General features: G+C 67.5%; 18 protein-coding genes and 2 pseudogenes. 7 read left to right on the forward strand and 13 right to left on the reverse strand.

The window, feature by feature from the left end; all coding sequences use genetic code 11:
* Positions 1-446 precede the first annotated feature (446 nt).
* The 3 genes from PUR26_RS11025 (at position 447) to PUR26_RS11035 (ending at position 4,999) form a co-directional block, all read left to right on the forward strand.
* On the forward strand, positions 447-1,460 hold the full coding sequence (locus tag PUR26_RS11025; protein WP_329871644.1) for an NAD(P)H-dependent glycerol-3-phosphate dehydrogenase: 1,014 nt from the start codon (positions 447-449) through the stop codon (positions 1,458-1,460).
* 499 nt (positions 1,461-1,959) lie between these two features.
* Complete coding sequence (locus PUR26_RS11030) at positions 1,960-2,778, forward strand: hypothetical protein (protein ID WP_329871646.1); 819 nt, start codon at positions 1,960-1,962, stop codon at positions 2,776-2,778.
* 55 nt (positions 2,779-2,833) lie between these two features.
* The gene (locus PUR26_RS11035) at positions 2,834-4,999 is read left to right on the forward strand and encodes a hypothetical protein (protein ID WP_329871648.1); all 2,166 of its coding nucleotides are present in this window, start codon (positions 2,834-2,836) and stop codon (positions 4,997-4,999) included.
* A gap of 10 nt (positions 5,000-5,009) precedes the next feature.
* Here PUR26_RS11035 and PUR26_RS11040 read toward each other — a convergent pair whose 3' ends face one another.
* The 9 genes and pseudogenes from PUR26_RS11040 to PUR26_RS11085 all read right to left on the reverse strand — a co-directional run bounded on the left by PUR26_RS11040 (position 5,010) and on the right by PUR26_RS11085 (position 11,859).
* Positions 5,010-5,408 (reverse strand): hypothetical protein, encoded by a 399-nt coding sequence (locus PUR26_RS11040; protein WP_329871649.1) that lies wholly within the window; start codon positions 5,406-5,408, stop codon positions 5,010-5,012.
* Positions 5,409-5,459: 51 nt separating this feature from the next.
* The gene (locus tag PUR26_RS11045) at positions 5,460-6,737 is read right to left on the reverse strand and encodes an MFS transporter (RefSeq protein ID WP_329871651.1); all 1,278 of its coding nucleotides are present in this window, start codon (positions 6,735-6,737) and stop codon (positions 5,460-5,462) included.
* A 49-nt stretch (positions 6,738-6,786) separates the two neighbouring features.
* A complete protein-coding gene (locus PUR26_RS11050; protein WP_329871653.1) occupies positions 6,787-7,545 on the reverse strand; it encodes a GntR family transcriptional regulator in 759 nt (252 codons plus the stop codon).
* Between the two features lie 303 nt (positions 7,546-7,848).
* A complete protein-coding gene (locus PUR26_RS11055; protein ID WP_329871655.1) occupies positions 7,849-8,028 on the reverse strand; it encodes a DUF6191 domain-containing protein in 180 nt (59 codons plus the stop codon).
* Between the two features lie 491 nt (positions 8,029-8,519).
* Positions 8,520-9,054 (reverse strand): annotated as a pseudogene (locus tag PUR26_RS11065) (IS5 family transposase); the annotation flags it as partial.
* Between the two features lie 37 nt (positions 9,055-9,091).
* On the reverse strand, positions 9,092-9,439 hold the full coding sequence (locus tag PUR26_RS11070) for a DUF6233 domain-containing protein (protein WP_329871657.1): 348 nt from the start codon (positions 9,437-9,439) through the stop codon (positions 9,092-9,094).
* A 26-nt stretch (positions 9,440-9,465) separates the two neighbouring features.
* A complete protein-coding gene (locus tag PUR26_RS11075; protein ID WP_329871659.1) occupies positions 9,466-9,849 on the reverse strand; it encodes a hypothetical protein in 384 nt (127 codons plus the stop codon).
* 843 nt (positions 9,850-10,692) lie between these two features.
* Positions 10,693-10,878 carry a hypothetical protein gene (locus PUR26_RS34650; protein ID WP_443077031.1) on the reverse strand — a complete coding sequence of 62 codons (186 nt, stop codon included), beginning with the start codon at positions 10,876-10,878 and terminating at the stop codon, positions 10,693-10,695.
* Positions 10,879-11,407: 529 nt separating this feature from the next.
* Positions 11,408-11,859 (reverse strand): annotated as a pseudogene (locus PUR26_RS11085) (lamin tail domain-containing protein).
* 377 nt (positions 11,860-12,236) lie between these two features.
* Here PUR26_RS11085 and PUR26_RS11090 point away from each other — a divergent pair.
* Genes PUR26_RS11090 through PUR26_RS11100 form a run of 3 tightly spaced genes read left to right on the forward strand, consistent with a single transcriptional unit; the run spans position 12,237 to position 13,768 of the window.
* Positions 12,237-12,530, forward strand: coding sequence for a DUF6207 family protein (locus PUR26_RS11090; protein ID WP_329871661.1), 294 nt, complete (start codon positions 12,237-12,239; stop codon positions 12,528-12,530).
* The gene (locus PUR26_RS11095; protein WP_329871663.1) at positions 12,523-13,149 is read left to right on the forward strand and encodes a DUF6000 family protein; all 627 of its coding nucleotides are present in this window, start codon (positions 12,523-12,525) and stop codon (positions 13,147-13,149) included. The genes PUR26_RS11090 and PUR26_RS11095 overlap by 8 nt, the downstream gene beginning before the upstream one ends.
* Positions 13,150-13,165: 16 nt before the next feature.
* Positions 13,166-13,768, forward strand: a complete 603-nt coding sequence (locus tag PUR26_RS11100; protein ID WP_329871665.1) for a DUF5958 family protein — start codon at positions 13,166-13,168, stop codon at positions 13,766-13,768.
* Here the strand turns inward: PUR26_RS11100 and PUR26_RS11105 are convergent.
* From PUR26_RS11105 to PUR26_RS11120, 4 genes are all read right to left on the reverse strand, one after another.
* Positions 13,673-14,272, reverse strand: a complete 600-nt coding sequence (locus PUR26_RS11105) for a hypothetical protein (RefSeq protein WP_329871667.1) — start codon at positions 14,270-14,272, stop codon at positions 13,673-13,675. The genes PUR26_RS11100 and PUR26_RS11105 overlap by 96 nt on opposite strands.
* On the reverse strand, positions 14,269-15,522 hold the full coding sequence (locus PUR26_RS11110) for a DUF7224 domain-containing protein (RefSeq protein WP_329871669.1): 1,254 nt from the start codon (positions 15,520-15,522) through the stop codon (positions 14,269-14,271). Before PUR26_RS11110 ends, PUR26_RS11105 begins: the two co-directional genes overlap by 4 nt.
* A gap of 3 nt (positions 15,523-15,525) precedes the next feature.
* Positions 15,526-16,269, reverse strand: a complete 744-nt coding sequence (locus PUR26_RS11115) for an ATP-binding cassette domain-containing protein (RefSeq protein WP_329871671.1) — start codon at positions 16,267-16,269, stop codon at positions 15,526-15,528.
* 82 nt (positions 16,270-16,351) lie between these two features.
* On the reverse strand, positions 16,352-16,762 hold the full coding sequence (locus PUR26_RS11120; protein WP_329871673.1) for a hypothetical protein: 411 nt from the start codon (positions 16,760-16,762) through the stop codon (positions 16,352-16,354).
* 1,087 nt (positions 16,763-17,849) lie between these two features.
* Here PUR26_RS11120 and istB point away from each other — a divergent pair.
* The gene (istB, locus tag PUR26_RS11125; RefSeq protein WP_329872002.1) at positions 17,850-18,629 is read left to right on the forward strand and encodes an IS21-like element helper ATPase IstB; all 780 of its coding nucleotides are present in this window, start codon (positions 17,850-17,852) and stop codon (positions 18,627-18,629) included.
* Positions 18,630-18,793 lie beyond the last annotated feature (164 nt).

Here is an 18,793-nt window from a genome sequence, read left to right on the forward strand (position 1 = left end):
CCCCGTACTCATGGCCTGTCGCGTGATTGAAGGCGCGGATCGCCTCGTCAGCTTTGCCGGGACAGCGAGCCACCAAGTGGGCGATCCGGTCGATCTCGCAGCTGAGCTCGTCCAGCCGCCGACTGCCCACAGGCGGGGGCAACAGCTCCGGTCTCAAATCCACAGCCGGATTATGTCCGATGCCGCTGACATGATGACGCATAGTCCAGGGTTCGGCACCCAGGCCCCGCTGATTGTCGATGGCCTCGTCAGGCTGGCCGTATACCGCCCGCGTATACCGGAAGGCCGGGGCAGCATCCTGGTAGAACTATGGGGCGCGCGGTGCTCGTACAGGCGCCCTCCTGGGCGATGTAGTTGGCCGCTGTAGCGGCAGGCGGGCCGGTAGGGTGGCCGGGCCCGGCGGCCGCCTGGGCGGCGAACCAGTATCCAGCGAGAGGGACCGTGCAGTGAGCCAGCACCGCTCGGGCCGTGCGGCGGTGTTCTCAGCTGGGTCCTGGGGCACTGCCGCCGCCAAGATCCTCGCGGACGCCGGCAGCACTGTCACGGTGCACGCCCGTCGCGCGGAGATCGCCGACGCGATCAACCGCACACGCCGCAACCCCGGCTACTTCCCGGAGATCGAACTGCCCGCCGCTCTGACCGCGACGACCGATCCGGCCGCCGCACTGGAGGGCGCGGACTACCTGGTGCTGTCCATCCCCGCCCAGTCCCTGCGCACAAGTCTGACCGCGTGGGCGCCGCACATCGAGCCCGGCACGGTGATCGTGTCGCTGATGAAGGGCATTGAACTGGGCAGCGGTGAGCGCGCGAGCGAGGTCATCAGACAGGTGACCGGCCTGAGCGCTGAGCGGGTCGCGGTGCTGTCGGGACCGAACCTGGCTCGCGAGATCATGACCGGCCAACCCGCCGCCGCCACCATCGCCTGCCGCGACGAGGACGCCGCTCGCCGCTTCCAGCAGGCTTGCCACACGCCCTACTTCCGCCCCTACACCAGCACCGACGTGATTGGCTACGAGCTGGGCGGGGCGCTGAAGAACGTGATCGCCCTCGCGGTCGGTATCGCCGCAGGCATGGGCCTGGGCCACAACGCCCAGGCCATGCTCATCACCCGCGGGCTGGCGGAGACCACACGTCTCGGCCTGGCGATGGGCGCCGACCCGCTCACCTTCTCCGGCCTCGCCGGCCTCGGCGACCTGGTCGCGACCTGCTCCTCGCCGCTTTCCCGCAACCGCACCTTCGGCACCCACGTTGGCCAGGGCATGACCATCCATGAGGCCACGGCGGCCACCCGGCAGACCACCGAAGGCGTCAAGTCCGCCGAAGCAATCCTCAGCCTGGCCCACGCGCACGGCGTCGAGATGCCCATCACCGAGGTGATGGCCGCCCTGCTGCACGACAAACTCACCCCCGATGAAGCCGCGGCCGCGCTCATGCAGCGGTCCCCCAAACCCGAGCGCTGACCCGCACAGCAGCTCTGCAACAGCACCAGGACAAACATTGCGTCCAGGTCCGAGACGGGGCTGGCCGACCCGGGGATCGGGACGCCCTCTCCCGACGCCCTCCTCGTCCCCCGCCACCCCGTCACGGAGAACACTGGCGCCCGCCCGGCGACGACAGGGTTGTCGGGGCTGAGTGCTGCTGGACAGCGGGGTCCGCCGCCTACCTCGGCTACATGCAGATCGAGGACGGCTGGGAGGACAACGCGTCGGCCGGCCTGGTCCAGCGCCCCGCGTAACCTCCGGCACCGTGTTGCAGCGGCCAGTATCAGCCACCATCCGGCGAAGCGCTGGCTGCACGACACGGGATGCGAGAGCATGACAGCCGTCACTGATCCGTTATGGGGGACTGACTCCGGGCGCCGGACTGGATGTCTCGTTCCGGGGCTGGCGGCCCCACCGAAACCGCGCCACCTGCGAGCTGGCGCTGATGACGGGGATGCGGATCCAAGAGTGGTCCACCTTGCTCCTGCCCGAGCTCGGTCTGGTGGATGGCCGGCGGCCGGCGTTCGCGGACGTCGAGCTGAAGGCTTGCGCCAAGTTCGGACGGCCGCGCTCGGTCTATGTCGCACCGGACCCGATGGAACTGCTCGATCCCTACCTGCTGCTCGAACGTCCGGAGATCGTGGCGAAGGCCCAACGCTCACGTCGACGGCGGCACCGAGAGCTGTTCGTAATCCAGAGCCTGGAGGCCGACGGCACGAGGGTCCGCGGGGTACTCGACGGCCGGACGATCACGCGCACGGTCAAGAACATGAAGCCGGACTTTCGGCGTCTGGCGGTGGTAGAGACCGGTGACGGCCTCGATCCGCTTGCGCTGTTCACCGGTCAGGGCGGCAGGATGCTCACCTTCTCGGCTTGGGACAAGATCCGCTGGAGGGCCTGGGACCGGATGAAGGCGTGGGCCGGCGACCGGCCCGCGCCGGTGCTGCCCAGGCGGTGCTGGGTCTACCACGACCTTCGGCACACCTTCGCCTTGCGACTTTTGATCTTCCTGACGCGCGAGGCCCTGAACGATGCCGAGGACCAGGGACTGCCGATGTCCACGCTGCTGGACCACATGACCGGCAATCCGCTGCTGGTGGTCCAGCGCCGCCTTGGCCACGCACACCCGTCGACCACCTACCGCTACATCCGCTACCTGAAGGACCCGATGCGGGAGGTCGATGACGCCTTCCGCGAGTGGACGGCCGCCGGCGGCGCTTCCTACATCACGATCGCCCGCACCCTGATGGACTTGGAGGACGCTGGCCATGCCCCGACGCGGACACTACACCCGTGATTTCCCCGCTCCTGTTCCTCGCCCTGCGGCCCCGGCCCGGGTCGGCGTCCGCGAGGTGTCGACGGTCGACGGTCAGGGCCGCCCCCGGACAGTGACGTTCGATCCGGCACGCTTCGCCTGCGCGACGCTGGCCGGGGAACTCGCGAACGAGTGGGTGGAGTTGGTGGAGGACGCCCGTTACGGTCCGACCTCGGCGACGCACTACCGGCAGACGATCGAGGCGTTCTGCAAGCATGTCGACACCGGCTGCTGGGACCTGAACGGCATCGTCCGCAGGGCACCGAACCTGGCTGCCTGCGGCTTCCGCGTGCTCTTCCGCGAGCTGGACCCTCACTGGAATCTCCTGGCCCGCGAGATGGCCATGATCTGGTTCAACCCGCGCCACCCGGCCGTACTCGCCCGCGGGCTGCATCTTCCGCCCGACCCGGTGGCACCGCACACGGTCTCCCAGCGCATCGGACACCTGCGAGCCCTGCACGCCTACGGCGTCTCCCGACAGCTTCCCCCATGGGTCGGCGACTGGAGCGACGACGACTTCAAGACCTACATCGAGCACCGCTGCCAGCAGGGCGAAGCGGCCAGCGCCACCGGACACGTCCACGTGATCAAGACCCTGCACCGCTTCCGGGGAACACTGGCCAGCAGCGGGCTGGCACGTGATCCCTTGCCCGACACCAGCACGAACGCCGTCGTCGGCCACCCCACCGTCCCCGAACTGAAAACCCCTGTAATCCGGCCGGAGACATGGTTCCCGCTCGTCCGCGCTGCATGGACCTACATCAACGACTTCGGCCCCGACATCCTGCGCGCACTCGATTACTGGCACCGTCTCCAGATCGAAGCCCGCCCGCTGTCCACGGCCGAGGCGGACACCCGCTTCACCGCGTGGGTCGCCGACCCCGGCAACGAGGTCCCCGTGCACCAGCTCACGGAGAAACCGACGGTGAACTGGCAGCTGCTGACCTTCCTGATGGGGTTCGAGTCCCGCAAGATGGCCTTCTTCACCAAGCAGAAGCGCATCGGCCTGGCCCGCCGGGCCGCCGCCGAACGGCTCGTTGCCGAAGGCCGCATCCGCACCAGTCTGATCGACGGACTGTGCGAGGTGACCAGGCCGGACGGCAGCCGCGGCCCCTGGCACGACAGTCTCCAGCCCCGCGAACTCGCAGTGGAGTGCCTGGCTTTGCGCAATGCCTGCTATGTCTTCGTCGCCGCGCTGTCGATGATGCGTGACTGCGAGATCCGCGAGATCCGCGAGATCACCAAAGACGCTCTCACCGAGTACTTCGGCACCCCGGCGGTGAAGTCGGTCAAACGCGAGCTCGATCCCGACCTGCCCACCGCCCACCGGTGGATCATCGCACCGGTTGCCCAGGCCATCGAAACGGCCATGCACCTGTCGATGAGCGGTACCCTCGCCTTCGCGGCGGTCACCCCGCGCTTCCACGGCAGCGGCTTCACCAGCCAGACCGCTATCAGGTGCTTCATCCAGCACGTCAACCGTCACCGGAGCGTCACCGGTCTCGCCGAGATCCCTCCCAGCAAGGTCACCCCGCACATGTTCCGCCGGACCATGGCCATGCTCACCCGCGACTATCCCGGATCGGAAATCGCTGTCGGCATGCAGCTCAAGCACGCAGCCACCCGAGCCCTGGCCAACCGCTGGACCCAGGGCTACATGGATCACGACCCCTCCTGGGCCCGTCTCCTCACCACCGCCATCGCCGAACGTCGGTTCCAACGGCTGAGGGACCTCTTCGACGCCGACAGCCGCGGCGAGGCCATCGGCTTCGGGCCCGGCGCAGACCAGATGCGTTCGGCCTTCGCTGCCGTCCGGGAGAAGGCCGAAGCCCTCCGAGCGAACGGAAAGGCCCAGCGAGGGGACATTCGCGTCGAACACGGCCTGCTCAAGCGCACGCACCTGTCGATCCGGTTCGGAAAGCTCAACCACTGCACCATGGACGAGAACAACCCCGTCGGCGCGAAGTGCCTGGAAGATGCCATCGTGCCCCCGGGACACCGAGGGCCACTCATCGACCGCTGCCAGCCCGCACGCTGCAGCAACAGCATCATCGCCCCCGAACACCTACCGTTCTGGAAAGCCGAGCACGATTCGCTGAGTCGACTCCGTGACCAGCCACGGCTGCCCCCGAACCGCCGAGCTGCCATCGACGAACAGATCCGTGACGTCGAACTCGCGCTCAAGAAGGCAGACGGCGCATGAGCAAGGCCCCTCAGGTCAAGGTCTCGGCACGGGCCGAGAAGGCACTACGGGAAGCTGTGGAGCGACTATTCACCGGCCGACCGGCCCATACCGACGGCAAGCTGACAAAGAACAACCTCTGGCGGGAGGCTGGCGTCAGCCGAGCCACCATGAACCGCGCCACCGACGTGCTTGCTGATTGGGACGACCACATCGGCCGGAGCCCGCAGGTCTCCACGACCAACGGCAGACGCAGGAGATCGCTGATCTTCGACGCCAACTCAGGAACAATCGGCAAGAGCGACAGCAACTTCAGGACCAGGTCGACGCAGCCGCTACCGTCATCGCCGTCTTGCTCGCTGAGAACACAGCCCTGCGCGAGCAGGCCACCAAACAATCGGCTTTCGTCATCCCCTTCGACCGCACCCACTTCATTTCTGAGTGAAGACGCTTGGCCCTACAAGTCGTACGCGCCTGTTGGTCAGCCATCAGCGACACCACAACGCGCGAATCCGGGAGCGTTCTCCGTGGGCACCGTGCGCATTGTCCGAAGCGGTGACAGGAAGTTCGGAAGAACACTCAGTGTCATACCCGCTGCACCAATCCACAAAGTGCCTACCGCTCCGAACACAGAGCCCGAGGCTCCACCCAAAATCCCACCGAGAGGAATGCCACCCCAGGAAACAAACCGAGCTGTTGCGCTCATCCGACCCAGAAGCCGATCCGGCGTCAGGGCCTGCTGGAAGCTTGACTGAGCCACCACACGGACGACTCCACCCAGTGACAGAGCCGCGAGTCCGATCGCAGCCACATACACGCTCCAACCCGCTCGGGCCAACGGCATGAGCGCGGTCAACGGACAGGTAAACAGCGATGCCAGCCAGATGACCTGACCTTGCCCGACTTGACTGGAGACCCTGGTTGCCAAAAGTGCGCCCAGCAAGGCACCGCAACCCATCCCTGAGAAAATGAGGCCGATACCAAAGGACTGGAGACCAATCTCCCGCTCCAAAAAGACCAGCAACATGGTCTGATACATGACCAGGAAGAGGTTGAATACCGCATCCCCCAGCATGATCGCACGGAGGGTGGGGTACTTGACGACGAACTTCAGCCCCTCCTTGATCTCGCCAGCCAATTGCGGACGCTCGCTCGGCTCGGGCTTCTCTTCGCGTTTCCTGATGGTAATCGCGAGCAGCCCCGACATAGCCATCCCAGCCGAACTCACCAAAAGCGTTGCAGGCGCTCCAACCAGGCCGACCAGCGGCCCCGCCACCGTCGGCCCGCTGATACTGGTCACCGAGCGTATGGCCGACAGTTTCGAGTTCCCTTCCACGAGATTGCCCCGTCCCACCAAGTGCGGGAGATAGCTGACGTACGCAACATCGAAGAAGACAGTCAACACTCCATGAACCAAGGCGACTGTATAGAGCCACCAGATGGTGAGAAGGCCCGCCCACCATGCCATCGGAATCGTCAAAAGGAACAGCGCGCGAGCGAGATCAGTGCTGATCATCACCGATCGCTTCCGCATGCGGTCCACCCACGCGCCCGCCGGCAACCCGACCAGAAGCGATCCTGTCGAAGTCATCGCGGCCAGTAAGCCCACTTGGAACTCGTCGGCATGCAATGCCACGATGGCAACCAGAGGCAAGGCCAGAAAGATGATGCGGTCGCCTAACTGACCCAGCGCAGTGGCAGCGAACAATCGCACGAAGTCCCGATTTTGCAAGAGGTCAAGCCGGGAGGATTTTGCCATGGAATACCCTGTTGTCGAATTTTCGATGTCTCTCTAATGGCTTCAACGATTACGGATGGTCGACTCCGAACTCGTAGACCACCTCCCGGCACATGTCCGGAATGACCATGTCGGCTGTTTCCACCGGACGTCCGTCCGTGTCGAAGATGGTCCGCTCGATCTGCAGCACGAGGTCTCCCATGCTGATCCCCAGGAGGTTCGCCTGCAGCTGGGTGGCACGAGCCGGGCGCGGCACCTCGACCACAGTCGAGATGACCACGCCAATGGAACGCATGCGCTCGACCACACCCTTACCCGCCAGGGGGCCCATCTCGGGCAGCACGATCGGCGTTCCATCCGTGATCGCCATCGGCTCCCAGGATTCGGAAAGCTGGACAGGTTGCCCGTCGGCGAGGAACTCGTAATGCGTACAGACACAGAGGTCCCCGGGACTGATGGTGAGCCGCTCGGCGATTGGCTCGGGAGCTGGGACTCGGACCTGACTGTGTGAATCCCAGGCGTCGGCCCTGCCCCGCTCCCTCCTGCCCTGCCAAGGAAGAGAACTCTCCCGGCGTTCGCGGTGCCGCGAGCGGACCAGCCGGAGGCGCTCTCGCGGCCTGCGGACGTAGGTGCCCGAGCCGGCACGGCCTTCGAGGAGACCCTCGATGATCAAACGGTCCATGGCCCTTTGTATGACGTTGCGTCCGACCCCGTACTCCACGGCAAGCCAAGCCCGGGACGGCAGGCACTCCCCGATCTCCCACTCTCCGGAGAGAATCCGCGCGCGCAGCACGTCGGCTACTGCGAGGTACGGCGCCTCTCGGGGCATGGATGATCCTCCGGTTGTCCTGCTCTGCGGCAGCTGGTCATTTCCAGGGGCGTTGGCAAGTTACTGCACCAGCGAAAAGCTGCTGGAGTAGAAATACGCTCCGAGCTCATGCGCCTACGGAGGTAGACGGCGAGAAGACCAACTCGCCGCTGATCGGCCGCCAAGGCGCGGACATAGCCTGCTGGTGCGGGGGCAGCGGTCCGGCAAGATGACCGGCTGCTGCCGGTCCGTAGAGGCGCAGGGCTGGAGGAAACCGAGGACTCCGGGCAGCCGCGCTCGGGCGGATGGCGACGTGCCGAACGGTTACGGCGCGTCGTACTTGGTCGTGGCGCTCTGCGCGGGGCGGATAACCGCCTTGCCGGAGTCGAGGTCGACAGAGCTGGGGGGTGCACCGGATTCGGCGTCGTCCCTGTTGCACGTGCCGCTGTGACGGATGGAAGAGCTCGCCCCATGCCTCAGCAGTGGATGCTCCGCCGCCGCCATACCTGCGCCGCCGCCAGCCGACCCAGGTAAAGAGGATCAGCCATAGGCATATGACGACACTGCCAGTCGCAAAGAGCAAGGGTTCTCACCTTCCGGGCACTGATGGTTCGTGCTGACAGTCTGCTGACAACCGTGCACAACGGCCAGTGCAAGCCGAGCCAATGACTTGGCGGTAAGAGAGGCGGCTCAGCCGCCGGTGTCTCATGAGACACCTCGCAGTCTGGAGAATGACGGCCACCGGGTGGTGATGTTCCGGGAGGCGGACACGGTGCGGCTCCAGTCCCGCTCGGGCCGGGACGTGACCGGCACGTGGATGGACCTCGCGCTCGCCGGCATGGCGCTGCCGGGAGGGGACTGTACTCGACGGGGAGGCGATGATCTGGCGCCAGGGCCGCCTCGACTTCCACGCCGTGCAGTCCCGGGCCGCCTCCACCCTCAGCCGGGCCCGCACACTCGCCGAGGCAGTCATGGACCGGATCCGGATCGCACGTCGGGGCCCGGGCAGGCCCCGGACCCGGCCCGACCGCGTCGTCGCGGACAAGGGCTACGAACTGGGTGCAGTCGTTGACGTTCCCGCCGGTGAGCGTGAACGCCGGCGGCCGGCCCCGGCCGTCGCAGGTGAGGTGGATCTTGCTGGTCAGCCCGCCGCGGGACCGGCCGAGTGCTTCGCCTTCCCAAAGCCCCCTTTTCGGGCCCCGGCTGCATGCTGATGGGCCCGTACTGTCGTTGAGTCGACACACACGATCGTCCAGTCGACGGTCCCGACGGCGTCGGAACGCTGCAGGACATGAGCCAGCAGCCTGTCCCAGGTGCCATCGGCGGACCAGTGGCGGAAGCGTTCGTAGACCGTCTTCCACGGCCCGTACCGTTCGGGCAGGTCACGCCAGGCGGCACCGGTGGACAGCTTCCACAGAATCCCGTTCACCACCTGGCGCCGGTCCCGCACAGGCCGGCCCATCCGGCCCGGAGCCGGCAACGGAGCAATCAACGCCCACGATCATCCGTCAGTTCATGTCGACGCACCACAAACGGAGCAACGAGCCATCGCCTTTCCGGACACGCCCTAGCCGTCGATCATGCCCAGTTCGGTCTCGGGCCGGCACACCGCGCACGGCCGGACCTGGTCGGCGAGCGCCCGCCGCGCGGCCTCCTCTGTAACGCCGGCTGCGCCCTTGCCTGCCAGGGCGCAGGTGCCGAGGTGTACCTGTACGGGGGTGCGGATGGCGTCCAGGCCGCGCTGGATCCGGTAGGCCGGCACCGGCGGCGGGGCCGTGCGCTGCTGGATCTCCTGGCGGCGTGCCACGGCTGCGCGTTGTTGTCTGACGTGCATGAGCTGCACGGTCAGATATGCCTCGATGGCGGCCAGCCGTTCGTCGTCGGGCGGGTAGGGCGGCGGCAGGGTGTCGGGCACGGTCCAGTCCAGTCGGACGGCAGCGGTCAGGCGGCTTCGGCCACGTCGAGCACCGGTGTCGCGGTGGGCGCGGTGGCCTGCTTCAGCTCCATACGGGTCTGCATGCGCGTTCCGGCCTCGACCGTGGCCCAGAACGGGTGGGTCGCGACCCGGGCGGACAGATCGACGCACTCGGTGCGCAGTCGCTGGACTGCCGTCTTCTGTTCCTCGGTCCAGCCGGGGCTGGCGTCCCGGCCGCCGGTCATTTCGCCGGTGTGCGGGTGTTCGGTGCCGGGCCAGCCGGGCAGTGGCTCCACGCTCCAGGGCAGGCTGCGGCACAGCGCGGCCAGCTCGGCGGTCGCCTGGTGCAGGCGGGTCTGCGCGGCGCGCAGGTCATCGGGGAATTCAGTTCCGGCCGTGACCAGAATCATGCTCTTGTTCGGTTCCTCTTGGTGAGCGACACGGCCGTGCACGACGTGACCGGGGAGAAGGGTTCCGGCGGCGTTCTGCCGTGTCACTGTGATGTCTGATCGTCTCCATTCAGAGCAGCGCCGCCCGCCTCACGGCAGCGGTCGCCTTGTCTGCGGGTACGGCACGCTGAAGCCGGTCCAGCGCTCGCACGGATCAGCCGGGACCACCGGGATCGCCGCCCGGCCGCACGCCGACATCCCGGCCGAGAACCTGCGCTTGCGGACCCCTGACCAACTCCGGCTGCGGTCTGGAGTACCGCTGCGCTTGCCGGCCACAGGGCGCATCGCGGCCGCCCCCGCTTCCCCGCCCGGTGCGGCCGTTTCTATGGTTCTATCTCAGAGGCGCAGGCCGCGCGGTGTGCTTTTGAGAGTGTCGTTCGGCGGGGTGCGGCGCGATGCAGGGGATGCTGGTCGCGGTCGGCTGCAGGGGCGGATCGGGCTTGCGTTGCACCGCTCACATCCCAGGCTTCCCCATGCCGGCGAGGGCACGGCCAGGAAGCTGCTCCACCAGCCGAAGCAGACGTCGCCTGCGGCGGCGGGCTCAGACATACCGACCGGGGGCGATCACCGCTTCCGCCTGAGGACATTGTGCGGCTTCCTGCAGGAGGGTGGTCTTCTCGGCTTCGTCGACGGTGAGGCCTTAGGGTTTTTCACTTCGACCCATTCGGTGATGTAGCGGCAGTGCGGCGGCATCCACTCGGCGGGATCCCGGTCGGCCTTCTGCCGGTTGGAGCGGGCCGTGACGGCCACCAGATGATGAGCGACGGACAAGTCGTTGGCGTAGGCCACCCGCCGGCTGCGCTCCTACGCGTAGGCGCCGGAGTCCCAGGCTTCGGCCAGGGGCACCAGGTGGTCGATGTCGATCCGCTCGGTGGGGTACTGGTCGTCGTAGTACGAATACCAGCGGCCCCCCCCGTGATGGTGCAGCGCCCGGTCACGGTCGGCGCCTCGATGGCCTCCTCGAGCAGGACCTCGGCGCGGGTATTGCACCCGTCGCGGTCGGCGTCGATCCAGTTGCCGAACTCCTTCTCCCGGTCGTAGCCCTCACGCCGCTCGGTGTCCGCCGGCAGGGCAGCGATCGCCTCCACCAGTGACGGCGCCGCCTGCACCTGGGCCGCCCCGGCCACCGAGGCCGGGCGAAATCGTCACGAGCATCGCCGGGGCCGTTGTCGCCATCACCGCCACCTTGATGTGAAGCCTGGTCTTGGCCATACCGTCGCTGCCCTTCCCTGATTCCGGCTGTAGCTCATCCAGAAAGCGGGAACCGCAGCGCCCCGGCGGGTGGTTCGGGGCAGCGTTCATTCGTGTGAGTGGCTGGATTCACCGCAGAAACAATCAGCCGGATGCAGAGCCGCGTGCCTGGTGAATCGCGGCCGCGCCGGCGGGGCTGTTCTCTGCGCATCCGGCGCTTACCGTGCTCCTGTCAGGGCGCGGAGCCGACGAGGTCCGGCAGCGGCGCGAGTGCCCGGGGCCGGCTGGCAGCGCCTGCCGCCCTTGCGGCGGCGGGCGCCACCCGGTTTCAGCACATTGTGCAGTCGTACTTGGTGGAGTTGTAGGAGCAGGTGTCGACCTTGGCGCCGTTGGCCCGCTTGAGGGTGGCGGTGTCGCGGTCGTTGTTCCAGACGTACCAGCCGCGTTGCTGGTAGCGGTTGGCTGTGGTGTTGGTGCCCTTGCCGGTGCGATGGTGACGGTTTTGCCCTTGCCGAGGGTGAAGGCGCCGACGGTGTATTTGTGGTTGGCCGCGTCCGTGAGGGTCCAGCCCTTGAGGCTGACCGCGGCGCTGGTGGTGTTGCGGATCTGCACGTACTCGGCGTTGAGGCTCGCGTTGGCGCCGCGGTCGCTGCCGGGGCTGTCGTAGTAGATCTTGTAGAGGTGGACCGAGCCGGCGGCCTGCGCGGGGGCGGGCAGGGCGAGCAGGCCGGCGAACGCGGCCGCGGTGCCGGCAGCGGCCATTGTGCGGGTACGGAGCATCAGTACGTCCTTTGCGGTGATGAGAGTGCCCGGCTACTCCCTTATCGGGCCCGGCGGTTGAGCACTGTACGGAGCATGGGCCTCCACATAGCGCCGTGTTACCGAACCCGTACCAATCGAATTTTCATGCGAAAAGGTCCTCGTGTCAGGGCTGTAGGACTGATCCGCCAGGCCGGACCGCGTGGATGTATGGGCGCCCGCCGCCGAGCCAAGCTGCGAACGAGCCCCGCAGGGCAGCTCGTTCTGCCTGGGACGGTTCCCCGGGCAGGACGAGCGTTGGTTCCGGCATCGGGCCAGCCGGTGCCCAGCGTCGCTCGAACGGACGCTTCTCCAGCAACAGGCGAACCGGCCGCTGGCGCGGGATCGTCGGTGATGTCATGCAGATCGACGAGCAGTACATCGCCGAGCCCGGCCTCGTGGTCCTGGACATCAGCGCCGCCGACGAGGACACCGTCCGCGCGGTGATGGAGCGGCTCCAGCAGCAGTGGAGGACCTCCGGCGTCACTCCGGTGTGGCGCACTCGGGGCGAGAGCGGGGTGCGGGCGCGATGGAAGCCTTCCGCAAGACCGAAGTCTCCAAGCGTAAGACGCGCTAACCGCCGGTCGAATGAGGCAGTCGGCAAACCTGTGGCACATGCGTGCCGTCTCGGGCCAGGATGCGGCTATGCGTGATATCAGGAGTGATCCCGAGTTGCAGGATCTGGTTCGGCGGTTCGTCACGCCTGATCGGCGATACCTTCGGTTGGGCGGGAGCGTTTTCCGGTTGAGCCCGGTCGAGCGCTCCGCGTTTGTGCGGGATCTGGCTCAGGCTGCGTACGAAATCACTCCGGCGGAGCTCAGCGTCCTCTTCGAGGGTGGATGGCGCGAGCGCAAGACTGCCGCCTGGATGGTCGCTGTGGCCCACAGGTCCGAGTTCCGCGAGCTCATAGGCCGGCTCCTACTCGCCAGCGAGGGGCCGTATGCGGGCGCGGCATACTGCGTCGCCCTAGCGAAGTTCAGCACTGCAGCTGATGCCGAACTCCTCAGTGCATACCTCGATCACTACTTGTTGCGTCCCGACCTCGACTACGACCAAGCAATCGTCCTTGGGACGCTCCTGTACGTCGATGAGATGCTCGGCTCCGAGTACGCAGCACGGTTCCTCGCCCCGGGCGGCCCCTGGGACCGTTGGCTCGAAGTCCGGGCCGTGGCGGCTCTCGACCCGCACAACTGCCAGCAGGCCGTGCAGCAGCTTTGCGCTTTCGCCGACGAGACCGCTGAGGTCTTCGCCTCGCTGGATTCCGGTAGCTGATCATGACCGAGCAAGCATGATCCTCAACGAACTCGCCCAAGGCCTGCGCCCAATGTCACAGGGCATCGAGTGGTTCGACACTCACGACTCACAGGATCAGGCCGGGATACTCCTGTTCCTGCGCCATCACTGCGTCCAGGCCCGCGCCGTCACCGAAGACGGACCCGAGAGCATCCGCCGTGCCGGGCTGCGCCCGACGCACACGCCTGCGGTTCTCGACTGGGTTTGGCCACCGCCCTCCCCCACCTCTGGCCCCTCCCCGACGAGCAGCCCCCGGCACCCGCTCACGGCCACCCGGCCCACAATCTGCGGCGTTCATTCGTGTGAGTGGCCGGATTCACCGCAGAAACGATCAGTCACGTGTGGGACCGCGGGCTGGTGCCCGCGGCCGCGCCGACAGGACTCTCCCGTCCGTATCCGGCAGGCGGGGTGCCGTGCCCTGCCCGGGGCGGAGACGAGGTCCGGGCAGCGGACGAGACTGCGCCCCGGGGCGGGCCCGGCAGTGCCGTCCCGCGCGCCCTTGTCAGGTATGACCGCCGGAGCGCCAAGGCGGGCGGCGAGGGCCGACGGTGAGGCCCAGGGCCAGCAGGCCGAGGGCTGCCGCGGCGGCCCACGGTGAGTCGGTCGGATGGAGGGGCCAGGTCCAGCTGAAAGGCCGGCCGCCCGAGCCCAGGCCGATGAGCGCACAGGTCGGGGGCAGGACGGCGACGGCGATGGGCCCGTACTGCCGGCCGGCGAGATACTGGACGATCATCCCGGTGCCGATGTATCCGGCGAGGTTTCTGACGACGGCCAGGGCCAGTGGGAAGTCGATGACGACCATCTCCAGCACGGCGGCGGCCGCGGCGAGGAAGCAGATCCCGACGATCCACACCGTCCGGTAACGGGATTGCGGGCGCACAGACGTCAACTCGTAGCCGTGCGGCACACGTTGGGCGGCGTAGAGCGCCATGGCCGCCGGGATCGCCGGGAGCATCAGAGGGACGGGTAGGGCGCCGGCCATCCCGGCGAAGAGGGAGGGGATGGGCAGGCTCGATCCGACGAGCAGCGGAGCGAGCACCAGCATGAGTACGACGGTCCCGGCGCACCAGGCTGCCCAGTGGGCCCGCAGCCACCAGTTCACGGCCCATCCCCGGCCCCTGCCGCATACGACGCGGGGGCCAGATCGGGAGCGATGGAGCAGTCGCGCAGCGAGCGCAGGTTGCGTTCGTACCAGGCTCGCTGCGCGGAGGGCGGCAGCTGCCGGACCTGCTCGGCCAGCCGCACGTCCTGCGCAGGCCACCGCTCGCTGAGAATGGAGGGGTCGGCTCCGCCGGTCAGGGCCAGCCAGGCGTCGAGCGGCCCGTAGGCCGCGTCCCCGGGGTAGGAAGCGTTCGGGCGCAAGGCGCATGCTGGCGGATCCACCGGCATGGACGCGGTGGACACGATGGTCCTCACGGTCGTCTCATCCGGTGCGGTTTCGCCGAACTCGACACGCCCAGCCGGTTCGACTCCCGCTGCCGCGTTCCGTCGAGAAGCATCCGCGGCCCATCCGGAGATCCGCTCTCGCTGCGCGTACTGCTCGGGCCACAGACATACCTCGGGTGCCTGTCCGGTGCACGTGAGCAGAGCGGTGTCACGCGCCTGGGTTCCTTCGAAGCCGAGAGGGACCGCGAAGGCCATGCCCGCGGCCACACCCGCAGCCATGGCTCCGCCGCAGGCCCACCACCGGACACCGCGCCGGCGGATACGGGAGGCGAGGACGACGGTGAGGACGACGGCGGCGGACAAGGCCCACGTGGCGGCCATACTCCGCAAGGACGGCTCGCGGTCGAGTCCGCAGCACTCGGTGACACCCTGACCGTTCAGATGCCGCAGCCACGGCATATCCCCCACGGCACCGGGCCAGAATCCCCACAGGTATCCGAACGTCAGCATGACGGCCGCCCCCAGCACCCGCGGCATGCGCCGTCCGAGCAGCCAGCCCAGCGCGATATGGGCCAGCACCACCGCAAAGGCAGTAGCCAGAATCACGGCGCCCATCGGCGATGGGTCGGCGAAGGCCGCCGACGCGTAGACAGCGAGGGATGCACCAAGCCCCACCACCCCCAGCACGGCGACCGGCCCCAGGTGCAGCCCGGCCATGGCCAGGCCACCACGCGCCGGAGCCAGCGACCAGACACCACCCTCCTTCAGCCGGGATGCCTCCCACGCCGCGCACGCCCCGCACACCGCGCTCACATAGCCGAGGACGATGGTGGACTGAGCCGACACCGAGGGCGCGTACGCGATGGTCGAGGTGGTGTTTCCGGCACCGGACCACACCAGCAGGGGCACCAGCACGGTCGCAGCCCAGACCGAAGGACCCGACCTCAGCACGGTACTCAAACGCACTCCCTACACCTCCCCGCGCACGAGACCGCGGTAGGCGCTCTCCGCGCGCCGCTCCGGCGCCACATCCGCGGGAGCGGTGGCGAAGAAGGCGGGGACGGACCCCTCGAAGACGGGGCGCCCCCGGTCGAACACCACGACGGTGTCGTAGATGTCGGCGAGATCCTCGGTCTGGTGTGTAGAGACGATGAAATTCACCGACGACGACAGCTCAGCGAGCAGGTCACGGAAGATCCCGCGCTGAACCGGGTCGAGACCGGCTGTCGGCTCGTCCAGCAGCACCACCTGCGCCTCGTGCACCAGCGTCTGCGCGATGCCCAGTCTGCGTAACTGACCACCCGACAACTCATGACTGCCACGCTCGGAGAGCTCCGTCAGACGGACCCGGGCCAGCGCAGCGGCGGACCGCTCCCACGCCTCGGCGCGTGACAGCCCCTTGAGCCAGCCCACATAGGCGGCCTGTTCCCTCACCGTGAGCGACGGGATCGCCTTGACTTGCTGCGGAAGCCAGCCGACGGCCTGGCGATAGCCCCGACGGTCACGTCCGCGCGCGCTGTTCCTTCTACCCAAACGGACTTCACCGGAATCCGGATTCAGCGCGGACGCCCCGAGGGACAGCAGCGTCGACTTCCCGGCACCGTTCGGCCCGAGAAGCACGGTACAACCGGCCGGAAAAGCCATGGTCAAAGCGTCTATCACCGGTGTGCCGGCACGATAGGCGAAAGTGCAGTCCAGGAATTGCAGTGGCACCAGAATCCTCTATTTCAATGGTTCAGCAGCACTGGGGAGCGCCTGGCAGGAACGTGAACTGCGGCCGGGCGCTCCCAGAGTGTCAGTACTTGACCACGACTGTGTTCACGGTCAGGTGAGCCGCAACGCCTGTGGCACCGTTGAGGTTCGAGTAGTGGAAGTAGTACGTTCCCGCCGACCGGTCACCGAAGCTCGTGACGTTGCAGTGGTTGTCATCGCGGGCGAGAACCGGGTCGGGCAGAGAGGCGCGATTCAGCTTGAGCTGCAGACCTGCGTAGATGAACCGTCCGGTGTCGACTGAGCAGCCGGCGAAGCCCACTGTGGTCGGGTCGTTGTCCCTGTTGTTGTCCGTCCACTGTCGAGAATCCTTACCCGGCAGCCATGCGCTGATGGACGCGCTGAAGCCTCCTTCGGCAGACGCCGGTCCGACCCCAAGAGTGGCGACGACGGCAGCGGTGACCGCGATCGTCGCGGACCTGCGAGAAGTGCGCATATATCTTCCCCCTGTCGCATTGCATGCGCTCATGGCGCAGCTCAGATGCAGGCCCGCCCCCGCGAGCCGCAGAGAAAGACCATACGGTTAACCGTCACTAGAGTCCGCGCCTTTGTTCGATTCTGGCCATGATGAGGCTGACACTTGATGCCTCGCGCACGGCCTTTGGCGCATTCAAGCACCGCTCAACAAGCCAGGCGGCCGAAACGTCCGGCCCGCATCAGCTGCGGATTTCGCAATCCCGCACCTCTGAATGCCTGACTGGTGCATATCCGCATCCGCTCCTACGCATCGCCGGTGACGGCGCAGGTGGTGGTTCCACATGGCCCGGGCCGGTCAGGCAAGGGCCTCCATTGCCGCTGGAGCACCGTCGCCGGACTCGACCGCTGATGCCATGTCATCGCCGAACGTTCCGCAATCCAGGCGTGTACGAGCTGCTGGCAAGTTGCTCGGCCGGGTCGGCCTGGCGCAAGACGTCGTGCGGTCGCGTGACGAACGGCGCGCTCGCGGAAGGGTCCGGAGCATGTGCGAAGCCACTCACTCGCCTATTCAGCACGGCGGGCACACTCGCCGCAGCGGCGGGCGGCTCCGTCGCCTGGTCGTCGAGGGCAACGCCCAGGCGCCGGCGGGCGCCGCCTTGGCGGGGAATGCCTGCGCGAGCTCCGGCTCGGCGCTACCCAGGGCCTCGGTGAGGGTGTCGAGCGCAGGCGGCCTCGGCCGCCCGCTCGGCGTGCCGCTCAAGCCCTGGTGATACCCCGCTGCCGGCGTCCGGCCTCGCCTGGCGGCAGCAGTTCCGACCCCTTGGCCCGTTGATCCACCGGCCGTCCGGTCCCCGGCGGCATGCAGTTGGCGCTCGACGGGTTCGGTGGCGAGGGAGGTTACCGGGCCCGGGCCTGCTTGTACGCGCGCAAGATCGTCCGGAGCGGCAGCGAGGATGCCGACGGCCGGAGCCTCCCTCACGCCGCGCAGTCCCCCCAACGGCCCCCCAGAGACGCTCCTCAGCAGACGGTCATCCCCTGCGCGCGTGGCCGTGGCCCGGTGGCCCCATGCCTGGTCCAAGAACCTCTTCAGGGCCGTCCCGCCCTCATTGGGTGCTCCCGGCGAAGATTCATTCCGCCTGGATGTCACACACTCCGTCTGCCGCCTGCTGCGGCTGCCGTCGATCCGCAACGAGTTCTCCGACATCGCCGGCCGGGCGATCAAGGACCAGATGACCTTCCGCGGGTTCCTCGCCGAACTGCTGATGGCCGAGTGCGACGACCGGGCCCGCCGCCGCTCGGAGCGGCGGATCAAGGCAGCCGGCTTCCCCCGGGAGAAGTCCCTGCGGTCCTTCGACTTCGATGCCAACCCGAACATCGACCCGGCCACCATCCACACCCTCGCCAGCTGCGAATGGATCAAGAAGAGCCAGCCCCTCTGCCTCATCGGAGACTCCGGCACCGGCAAGTCCCACATGCTCATCGCGCTGGGAACCGAGGCCGCCATGAAGGGCTACCGCGGCCGCTACACACTCGCGACGAAGCTGGTCAACGAACTGGTCGAGGCCGCCGACGAGAAGCAGCTGAACAAGACGATCGCCCGCTACGGACGCGTCGATCTCCTCTGCATCGACGAACTCGGCTACATGGAACTCGACCGCCACGGCGCCGAACTCCTCTTCCAGGTCCTGACCGAGCGCGAGGAGAAGAACAGCGTCGCCATCGCCTCCGACGAGTCCTTCGGCGGCTGGACCAAGACCTTCACCGACCCCAGGCTCTGCGCGGCCATCGTCGACCGGCTCACGTTCAACGGCACCATCATCGAGACCGGCACTGACTCCTACCGGCTCGCGTCGACCCGAGCCCAAGCGGAGCGAACAGCCGGCTGAGAGACCGCGGAGCTGCGTCATGAGGCGGTGACGGGGTTCCAGCTTCGATCTCCCGCAGCAGTTCCCCGTCATCGCCATAGAGCTCAAGACTGAACCGCAGACCGAACCGGGTCAGCAGCGCAGCCAGATCCTCGAGCCGTTGAGGATCGACAACTCCGTTCAGG

Origin of the sequence: Streptomyces sp. SP18CS02, from assembly GCF_036322365.1 — a bacterium.
GTDB lineage: Bacteria > Actinomycetota > Actinomycetes > Streptomycetales > Streptomycetaceae > Streptomyces.

Excerpts from the sequence above, each read along its gene's own strand:
- PUR26_RS11075 (WP_329871659.1), bottom strand. The coding sequence starts at position 9,849 with ATGATTCTGGTCACGGCCGGAACTGAATTCCCCGATGACCTGCGCGCC.
- PUR26_RS11045 (WP_329871651.1), bottom strand. The coding sequence starts at position 6,737 with ATGGCAAAATCCTCCCGGCTTGACCTCTTGCAAAATCGGGACTTCGTG.
- PUR26_RS11095 (WP_329871663.1), top strand. The coding sequence starts at position 12,523 with ATGCGTGATATCAGGAGTGATCCCGAGTTGCAGGATCTGGTTCGGCGG.
- PUR26_RS11090 (WP_329871661.1), top strand. The coding sequence starts at position 12,237 with ATGCAGATCGACGAGCAGTACATCGCCGAGCCCGGCCTCGTGGTCCTG.
- PUR26_RS11055 (WP_329871655.1), bottom strand. The coding sequence starts at position 8,028 with ATGGCGGCGGCGGAGCATCCACTGCTGAGGCATGGGGCGAGCTCTTCC.
- PUR26_RS11050 (WP_329871653.1), bottom strand. The coding sequence starts at position 7,545 with ATGCCCCGAGAGGCGCCGTACCTCGCAGTAGCCGACGTGCTGCGCGCG.
- PUR26_RS11100 (WP_329871665.1), top strand. The coding sequence starts at position 13,166 with ATGATCCTCAACGAACTCGCCCAAGGCCTGCGCCCAATGTCACAGGGC.
- PUR26_RS11120 (WP_329871673.1), bottom strand. The coding sequence starts at position 16,762 with ATGCGCACTTCTCGCAGGTCCGCGACGATCGCGGTCACCGCTGCCGTC.